This window comes from Humibacter sp. (genome assembly GCF_035547335.1).
GTDB lineage: Bacteria > Actinomycetota > Actinomycetes > Actinomycetales > Microbacteriaceae > Humibacter.
The window spans coordinates 1-8,690 of record NZ_DASZVF010000054.1 but is presented as its reverse complement, the minus strand read 5'-3'; the positions used below and the strand labels follow the sequence as shown (position 1 = coordinate 8,690).

6 protein-coding genes and 1 pseudogene are annotated in these 8,690 nt (G+C 69.6%); 1 reads left to right on the top strand and 6 read right to left on the bottom strand.

The features are described 5' to 3' along the window. From VHB92_RS11510 to VHB92_RS11490, 5 genes are all read right to left on the bottom strand, one after another. Positions 1–601 (bottom strand): aldehyde dehydrogenase family protein (locus VHB92_RS11510; RefSeq protein ID WP_325453896.1); only part of this gene is annotated, 601 nt, incomplete at its 3' end. A 411-nt stretch (positions 602–1,012) separates the two neighbouring features. Next, positions 1,013–1,882 (bottom strand): fumarylacetoacetate hydrolase family protein, encoded by an 870-nt coding sequence (locus tag VHB92_RS11505; protein WP_325453895.1) that lies wholly within the window; start codon positions 1,880–1,882, stop codon positions 1,013–1,015. Between the two features lie 91 nt (positions 1,883–1,973). Continuing rightward, complete coding sequence (locus VHB92_RS11500; RefSeq protein ID WP_325453894.1) at positions 1,974–3,689, bottom strand: IlvD/Edd family dehydratase; 1,716 nt, start codon at positions 3,687–3,689, stop codon at positions 1,974–1,976. Positions 3,690–3,839: 150 nt separating this feature from the next. Next, entirely contained in the window at positions 3,840–4,943 is a 1,104-nt protein-coding gene (locus VHB92_RS11495; RefSeq protein ID WP_325453897.1) for a Zn-dependent alcohol dehydrogenase, read from the bottom strand. 2 nt (positions 4,944–4,945) lie between these two features. Beyond that, on the bottom strand, positions 4,946–6,373 hold the full coding sequence (locus VHB92_RS11490) for a glycoside hydrolase family 5 protein (RefSeq protein WP_325453893.1): 1,428 nt from the start codon (positions 6,371–6,373) through the stop codon (positions 4,946–4,948). A 453-nt stretch (positions 6,374–6,826) separates the two neighbouring features. Between VHB92_RS11490 and VHB92_RS11485 the strand changes: the two genes are divergently transcribed. Continuing rightward, positions 6,827–8,131: a S1C family serine protease gene (locus tag VHB92_RS11485; RefSeq protein WP_325453892.1), complete on the top strand. Its 1,305-nt coding sequence runs from the start codon at positions 6,827–6,829 to the stop codon at positions 8,129–8,131. A 229-nt stretch (positions 8,132–8,360) separates the two neighbouring features. Here the strand turns inward: VHB92_RS11485 and VHB92_RS11480 are convergent. Further along, positions 8,361–8,690 (bottom strand): annotated as a pseudogene (locus VHB92_RS11480) (zinc finger domain-containing protein); the annotation flags it as partial.

Genomic DNA, 8,690 nt, shown 5'->3' with positions numbered 1-8,690 from the left:
TCGGGTGCAGCACGAGGTCTTTGCCGGTCTGAAGCCCCTCGACGAGCGCGAACGACCCGTCCGGCGCTCCGGATGCCTTCAGCGCGTCGCTCACGTGCGCCGCGACGGCACGCGACAGCTCGGGATGCGCGGGGTGTGCCTTCACGACCACGGGGCACCCCGCCGCGATCGCGGCAGCGGTGTCGCCTCCCGCCACCGAGAACGCGAACGGGAAGTTGCTGGCGGCATAGACGGCGGCGGGGCCGATCGCGCGCAGCACCCTGCGCAGATCCGGCCGCGGGCCCATGCCCCATGCTGCGTCGGCGGGATCGATGGTGGCGTCGAGGTAGGCGCCGCGCTCGAGCACCTCGGCGAACAGCCGCAGCTGGAACGTGGTGCGCACGAGCTCGCCGGTGAGCCGCGGCTCGAGAAGGTGGCTCTCCCGCATGGCGAGCGGAACGAGCGACGACGCATCGGCATCCAGAGCGTCGGCGATGGCGTGGAGCCACTTCGCGCGCTCGCCGGGCGCCGTCGCGGCAAGCACGGGTGCCGCCTCGGCGGCCGCCGCCATCACCGCGTCGAGCTCGGCGTTCGTTCGGACGTCGGTCGTGGTGTCGCTCATCGTGTCTCCTTCTCGGGTGTCGTGTTCAGTCTGCTCGGTCCGACTCATCGCGTTCCTCCGTCGATCGCTGTTCAGTCGATCGCTGTTCAGTCGATCGCTGTTCCGTCGATCGCTCGAAGGACCTCATGACGGCCCGGCCTGGAAAACGTTTGCCGGCTTCCATTGTCGCCCGTCGCGCTCGACTCGGGGCACAGGGGTGGCGTATGCCTGCTCCTCCGATTACCGTGGCAGCTTTGTCTGTCGCGCCCTCTGAGGCGCCGCCCCGGTGAGGAGCACGCATGGAACCCGTGTGGGTCATCTCGGCCATCGCGATCATCATCGTCGCCGTCATCGCCTGGCGCACGCTGGGCAGACGCCGTCAGGACTGACGGCACGGGCGCAAGCGGCGGCCGGACGGGAGGCAGACTCGGTTCAGCGGCCGACGCTGACGACCGGGTTCCGCAGGGTGCCGAGGCCAGCGATGTCGATCGTCACCTCGTCTCCCGGCGACAGCGTGAAGTCGGCGCCGGGCACGATCCCGGTTCCCGTGAGCACGATCGTGCCGTCCGGGAAGTCGAGGCCCCGGAACAGCCAGTCGGCGAGGTCGGCGAGAGTGCGCGCCATGGCATCCGTCGACGTCGTTCCCTCGAAAACGGTCTCGCCGCCACGGACGATGGTCATGGCGATGTCGAACGGCGGCGTCACGAGCCACGCGGGCACGATCTCGGGTCCGAGGGCGCACGCGGCGGTGTACACCTTTGCCTGCGGCAGGTAGAGCAGGTTCTCGCCCTCGATTGAGCGGCTGCTGGCGTCGTTGCCCGGCACGAAGCCGAAGATCTCGCCGCGTGCGTCGAGCACCATTCCGAGCTCAGGCTCCGGGGCGTCCCACGTGGAGTCGGCGCGCCCTCCGACGGGCTCGCCGTGCGCGACGACGCGCCGGCCGGTCGCCTTGAAGAACAGCTCGGGCCGCTCCGCGACGTACACGCGGTCGTACGGTGACCCGTCCGTCGCCTCCTCGATGCGTCCGTCCCTGCTGCGCAGGTAGGTGACGCCCGCCGCCCACACCTCCTGGGCCGGGTCGACAGGGGCGAGCACGGCATCCACCCGGATGCTCGCGGTCGCGGCCTTGCCGCCCGCCCGCTCCACGGTCGCGCGGGCCTCCTCGCGGGGGAGGGCGAGCAGCTCGGACAGCGTGATGCCCAGGGGCGCGTACGCGTCGCCTGCGCGAACCGTCCACAGCACGTCGTCGCCCGATCGCACCCTGGCCAGGGCGAGGGACGGGCGGTGGGTGGTGTCGTTCATCCTGTTGTCCTTTCGATGTGCCGGCGCGGTGCCGACTGCTCACACCCGTCGAAGGCCACGCGCGACTGCGGCGCCAACGGCAGCGTCCTCGTCAGTGCGATTCCCTGGTGACCTGGGACCCGCTCGACCCCACCAGGAAGTCGAGATCGGCACCCGTGTCGGCGCCCTGCACGTGTTCGATGTACAGCTTCTGCCACCCGCGCTCCGCCGTGGCGAAGGCGCCGGTCTCGCGGAACGGCGGCTTGCGGAGCGCGAGCTCCTCGTCGCTCACCTCCAGCTGGATGCTGCGCGCCGGCACGTCCAGCGAGATGATGTCTCCGTCCTGCACCAGGGCCAGTGTTCCGCCCGCTGCCGCCTCCGGCGCCACGTGCAGCACGACGGTGCCGTACGCCGTTCCCGACATGCGCCCGTCGCAGATGCGCACCATGTCACGCACTCCTTGCTTCAGCAGCTTGGGCGGGAGAGGAAGGTTCGCAACCTCCGGCATCCCCGGATAGCCCCTCGGCCCGCAGCCGCGGAGCACGAGCACGGAGTCGGCGTCGACGTCCAGCTCGGGGTCGTTGATGCGGGCGTGGAAGTCCTCGATCGAGTCGAACACGACGGCCCTGCCGCGGTGCACGAGCAGCTCGGGACTGGCAGCAGCCGGCTTGATGATGGCGCCGCGGGTGGCGAGGTTGCCGCGCAGGACCGCGATGCCTGCGTCATCCTGCAGCGGGTCCTCGCGCAACGAGATGACCTCGCGGTCCCACACCGGATGCGCGCCGAGGAAGTCGACGAGCGGCGCGCCCATCACGGTCTGCGCCGCCGGGTCGAACAGGTCTTTCACCTGGTCGAACACCGCGAGCACGCCGCCGGCGCGGAACAGGTCCTCCATCAGGTATTCGCCCGCCGGCTGCAGGTTGACGAGCAGCGGCACGTTCGCACCGATGCGGTCGAAGTCCTCGAGCGTGAGGTCGATTCCGAGCCTGCCGGCGATGGCCAGGAGGTGCACGACGGCGTTCGTCGAGCCGCCGATGGCGGCCAGGGCGACGATCGCGTTGTGGAACGACTCCTTGGTGATCACCTGGGAGATGCGGCGGTCCTCCGCGACGAGCTCGACTGCGAGGCGTCCCGTGGCGTGTGCAGCCTCGAGCAGGCGCGAGTCCGCGGCCGGCGTGCCTGCCAGGCCGGGGATCGTCATTCCGAGCGCCTCCGCCATGATGCCCATGGTGGAGGCGGTGCCCATCGTGTTGCAGTGGCCTTTGGAGCGGATCATCGAGGTCTCGGACCTCTCGAACTCCGCCTCGCTGAGCGTGCCGGCACGCACCTCCTCGCTCAGCTGCCACACGCCGGTTCCGCAGCCCAGCAGCTGGCCGCGGAAGTGGCCGTTGAGCATGGGACCCCCCGGCACGACCACGGCGGGGATGTCGACGGATGCCGCGCCCATGAGCAGGGCGGGAATCGTCTTGTCGCAGCCGCCGAGGAGCACGACGGCATCCACGGGGTTGGCGCGCAGCATCTCCTCGATCGCCATGGCCGCCATGTTGCGCCAGAGCATCGCCGTCGGCCGCACGAGCGTCTCGCCGAGGCTCACCACGGGGAGGTTGAGCGGAATCCCGCCTGCCTCGTAGACGCCGTTCTTCACGTACTCCGCGACCTCGTTGAGGTGCATGTTGCACGGCGTGAGGTCGCTCGCCGTGTTCGCGATCGCGATCTGCGGACGGCGGCCGTTGAACGCGTCGGCGGGGATCCCCCGTCGCATCCACGCGCGGTGGATGTAGGGGTCGCGGCCTTCTCCGCCATACCAGTCCTGGCTGCGCAGGGTCATGGGCAAGCTCCTTCGCTCGAGGGGCGTCTTCGGGCCGCGATCCGGCCTTGGCCGGGCGCAGACTCCAGTCTGCCCAGTTTGTTCGGGGTGTGCGCAATCCACGGCAACGAGGCGAGCGTCTTTCGCCGGCTCACGCAGCTGCGGTGGACGTCAGGGCACGAGGATTCCGCGCCCGACGGCGCCCCGCAGCAGTGCGTCGTAGGCCATGTTCACGTCGGCCAGTGGCATGCGCTCTCCGATCAGGCGATCGAGCGGCAGGCGTCCGTCGAGGTAGAGGCCGAAGATGCGCGGCAGGTCGATCGGTGGGTTCGCGGAGCCGTACAGCGACCCCACGACGCGTTTCTGCCGCTGCACGAGCTGGTTGAGCGGAACCGTGAAGCGGGCATCCGCCGCCCCGAGTCCGATGGCCACGAGCGTTCCGCCGGCCGCGACGCACTCGAGTGCCGCCTCGAGCGTCTGCGCCCGTCCGACGGCCTCGATGGCACACGGAACGCCCTTGCCGTCCGTGATGCGCAAAACCTCGGACTGCAGGTCGTCATGCCTGCTGTCGATGACGTGCGTGGCACCGAGCTCGCGCGCCAGGTCGAGCTTGGCTGGATCGATGTCGGCCACGATGATCGGGTTCGCCCCCACGAGCCGGGCGCCCATCACGCTGGAGAGGCCGACGCCTCCCGCGCCGACGATGAGCATTCCCCTGCCCGCCGCGTGCTCGACGACGTTGAGCACAGCGCCCACGCCCGTGACGACGGCGCACGCGGAGATGGCGGCGACCTCCGGCGGTACGCCCTCTGGCACCCTCACCACGGCGCTCTCGCTCACCACCACCCGCTCGGCGAAGCACGAGACGCCCATCAGGTGGTGCAGCTCGGAGCCGTCCGGGAACGACAGGCGGCTCGTGCCATCCGGCAGGCCGCCCGTGGACGCCTGCACCCTGCCCTTGTCGCACAGTGCGGGGTTCCCAGACAGGCAGGCGTCGCACCGGCCGCACCGCGGCCGCCAGAGCAGGGCGACGCGGTCGCCGACGGTCACGCGGTCGCCCGCACCTGGTCCTACCTGCTCGACGATGCCGCATCCCTCATGGCCGAGCACCAGCGGAAGCGGCGCCACGAGCTCGCCCGACATGTAGTGGTAGTCGCTGTGGCACACGCCCGCCGCCTCGATGCGCACCACCAGCTCGCCCTGCTTCGGTGCGGCGAGCTCGACGTCTTCGAGACGCGGTGGTGTGCCCGGCTCGCGGAGCACGACGGCGCGCATGCTCACGCCGTCCGCGCCTGCTCGGCGTCCTGTCCCGAGACGAGCTGGTCGCGGAGCGTCTCGGCCACCTCGCACTGTTCGAACGAGAACGAGTCTGCGAGTGCGTCGAGCTCGTCGTCGCCCAGGCCCTTGAGCAGGTCGGCGTACTCCTGTGCGAGCGGCTGGGCGAACAGCAGGTTGTTCAGCAGCGTCGCCACCCAGTCGAAGCGTCCCCACGGGTACGGATTGAAGTTCGGGAACTCGCGCGCCACCAGGTCCTGCACCGCCTGGCTCACCTCGCGCACGCCCTCGCCGCCGAGCCGGTCGCTTCCCCACTGGTCGGCGGCGAGGCGGTTCTTCTTGGCGATGAACGGGTCGAAGCGGCGTCGGTAGGGGGAGTCCGGCGAGACGCGAACGAGGCCCTGGCGGCCGACATCCTTGTACATCCAGCTCGTCCAGCTGACGTCGTTGTCGCGGTAGATCTCCAGCTGGTCGGCGAGGATCTGCCTGCGCATCGCATCCTTGCGCTCGTCGCCCGTGTAGATGGGCGCGAACTCGCCCACCATGATGGGCGTTCCGGTCTTCCTCGCGTACTCCGACCGCTGCAGGAACTTCTGGTACGCGTAGTCCTTGTCGATCCACACGCCGTCGGTGTAGCCGGGGTAGTCGCCGCCTCGACCCAGTCCTGCCGCCACGTAGTCGTGCAGCGAGTAGACCGTGTTCTCCCACGGCTCGGCATCGAACATGTCGAACTCGGTGGAGTACGTGTTGCCGTCGAGGAAGATCGTGTGATCCGGATCGATGGCGCGAACCGCCTCGAACAGGCGCCGGTACAGCGGGCCGACGGCGGCGCGCGATTCGTCGGCAGGCTCGTTCATCAGGTTGTAGCCGGCGACCCAGGTGTTGTTCTTGTAGTGCTCGGCGATCGCCTTCCAGATGTTCTCGACGCGATCCTGGAAGTGCGGATGCTGCCACAGCTGCGCCACGTGCGTCTCGTTGTCCGAGTGCCAGTGGTGGTTCTGGCTGCCGGGGAGCGCGTGCAGATCGATGATCGAGTAGATGCCGTGCCTGCCGGACGCCTCGATGGCGCGGTCGAGGTGGTCGAACGCCGTTGGCAGGATCTCGAAGGGGCGGGCATCCGACTCGAAGTGCCGGTAGTTGACGGGGATGCGGATGATCGTCATGCCCAGCTCGCCGAGGAAGCGGGCATCGGACTCGCCGTAGAAGGCGGTGAGCAGTCGCTCGAAGAAGCGGTCGGCGCGGTCGGCGCCGATCGCATTGCGCACGCTGGCTCGCATCATGCTCTCGTTCGCGGCGTAACCGCTGACGAAGTTCTCCATGTTGAGCCAGCCGCCGACGCAGACCCCGGTGAAGCGGATGGGAAGACCGTGCCCATCGAGGAATCGGGTCCCGTCCGTGCGGACGAATCGGGGCGGTGGAGTGTGTGGCATGTGCGACCTCGCTGTCTCGGATGTGGTGCGTGTTCGTCAGGCAATGTTTCGCTGCACGACCGGCTCACGGCCGCTCGACGTGGGGCGAATCGGGGTGGCGATGTCGCTCGTTCCGGCGGAAGCGTCCGCGCCGTCGCTGTCTCGGTTGCCCGCCCGAGAGCGAAACTTTTCGTATTGTCTGCGAATTGTTTCACTCAGATTAGGGATGCGTCGCGGTCCGTGTCAAGGCGGCCGGCGGCCCCGCCGCAGCCAGGATGCGCGTCATCCGCGCGACGGTCCGGATGAGCCTCCGAAGCGGCGAGGAGCGCCTTTCAACGGCCACCGCGACTCCGCGGCGCGGCGCGGGAGACCCGCTTCACCATTCATAGGATCCTCATGGAAGAGGCAAAGTTCTTTTCCGTGCTGAGGCGTTCCACTTGAGGCATCGAATCGACCTGGAACGGAACACGCATCATGCACAAGGACACGAACAAACGGAGAACGGCGGGCTGGATAGCCATCGCGGCGGCATCGTCCGTCGCCTTCGGGCTCGCCGGGATGGCCGCGAGCGTCGCGACGGTCGAAGGTGTCGCCTCGGCGTTCGCAGGGCAGTACGCGGCGCAGCAGAACGCTAATCGGGCCGGATACGACTGGCTCCCGGGAGGCGGCTCGAGCGGGGGCGACGGCTCATCCGACCCGTCGGGCAGCGGCACCCAGCAGGCCACCGCAGCGACGGCTGCTCAGCAAAAGGGCGTCGTCGTCATCGACACCGACCTCGCCTACGAGGGCTCGGAGGCGGCGGGCACCGGGATCGTGCTCACCAGCTCGGGCGAGATCGTGACGAACAACCACGTGGTCGACGGATCGACGAGTATCACCGTCACGGTCCCCTCGACGCGGAGCACGTACACGGCGCACGTCGTGGGCACCGACGCGACCGACGACGTCGCGGTGCTCCAGCTGCAGGGCGCGTCGGGCCTTGCGACGACGACGCTCGACAACGACGGTGTAGCCGTGGGAGACAAGGTCACCGCTGTCGGCAACGCCGGCGGGACAGGATCCCTGGTCGCGGCCAGCGGCAGCGTGACGGGCACGAACAAGTCCATCACCACGCAGGCGGAGGGAGTCGTCGCATCCGAGAACCTGACCGGTCTCATCGAGACGGATGCCGACATCGAGGCGGGCGACTCCGGCGGTCCCCTGCTCGACGCTGACGGGGAGGTCGTCGGCATCGACACGGCCGCGTCCGCCAGCCAGAACGTCACGGACGGATACGCCATCCCGATCCACACGGCGCTCGGCATCGCGCACCAGATCGAGTCGGGACAGGCCAGCGCGACGGTGACGATCGGGCTGCCGGCGTTCCTGGGCGTCGAGGTCGCATCGGATGCCGGTTCCGGCTCGGGCGGTCTCGGCGGATCGGGCCTCGGCGGATCGGGCCTCGGTGGATCTGGCCTCGGCGGATCCGGGTTCGACGGCTCCGGTCTCGGCGAGCTCGGCGTCGGGGGTCTCGGCACGGGTGGCGCGCAGGACGGTCAGCAGGCGGTTCAGGGTGCGCAGATCGGTGATGTGATCGACGGGACGCCGGCCGCCTCGGCGGGCATCACGGCGGGCTCGACGATCACCGCCGTCGACGGCACCACGATCGGCTCGGCATCCGACCTGACCGCGGCGCTCGCGAAGCACAAGCCTGGACAGTCGGTGACGATCACGTGGACCGACACCGAGGGCGCGTCCCACACGGCGACCGTGACGCTGGCCTCCGGACCTGCCGCCTGACGGCTTGTCCGGCCGGCCGCCCGACCCCACATCAGCGGCGGTGGATCGGGCGGCCGACAGCGGGCGCACCCGCCGAAACCCGGGCCTCGTGGCCGGAGATCGGCGAGTGCGCCCGTTCGCTGTGCCTCCGGCTCCGGCCATCCGGCCGGGGAGGTCCGGTTCGCTGTGCCTTCCCGCTCCAGCCGTCGGGCCGTCTTGTGACGGTCGCCCTTAGTCTGTGGTCCCCGCCTCAGGTCTGGCAGACGGGGCAGAACCAGGTCTCCCGCAACTCGAGCTCGTTGCGCCCGAGCCGCATGCGCTCGATGGGAGTGCCGCAGCGCCGACAGGGCATCCCCTCCCTGCGGTGCACATAGGAGGTGCGGCCTCTGCGCGTCTCGCCCGTCGTGGAGCGGATGGCGCGGTCCTTGTTGGCCACGATCATCCGGTGGGCCAGCGCGACGGTCTTCGGAACGTCGGCGTCGCGCACCGGCCGGGTGGGGAGCATCCCGCGCACGAAGCACAGCTCGTTCACGTACTCGTTGCCGAGACCCGCGAGGTTGCGCTGGTCGAGCAGCGCGAC

Coding starts and splice junctions, on each gene's coding strand:
- VHB92_RS11505 (WP_325453895.1), bottom strand. CDS start 1,882: ATGAACGACACCACCCACCGCCCGTCCCTCGCCCTGGCCAGGGTGCGA.
- VHB92_RS11500 (WP_325453894.1), bottom strand. CDS start 3,689: ATGACCCTGCGCAGCCAGGACTGGTATGGCGGAGAAGGCCGCGACCCC.
- VHB92_RS11495 (WP_325453897.1), bottom strand. CDS start 4,943: ATGCGCGCCGTCGTGCTCCGCGAGCCGGGCACACCACCGCGTCTCGAA.
- VHB92_RS11490 (WP_325453893.1), bottom strand. CDS start 6,373: ATGCCACACACTCCACCGCCCCGATTCGTCCGCACGGACGGGACCCGA.
- VHB92_RS11485 (WP_325453892.1), top strand. CDS start 6,827: ATGCACAAGGACACGAACAAACGGAGAACGGCGGGCTGGATAGCCATC.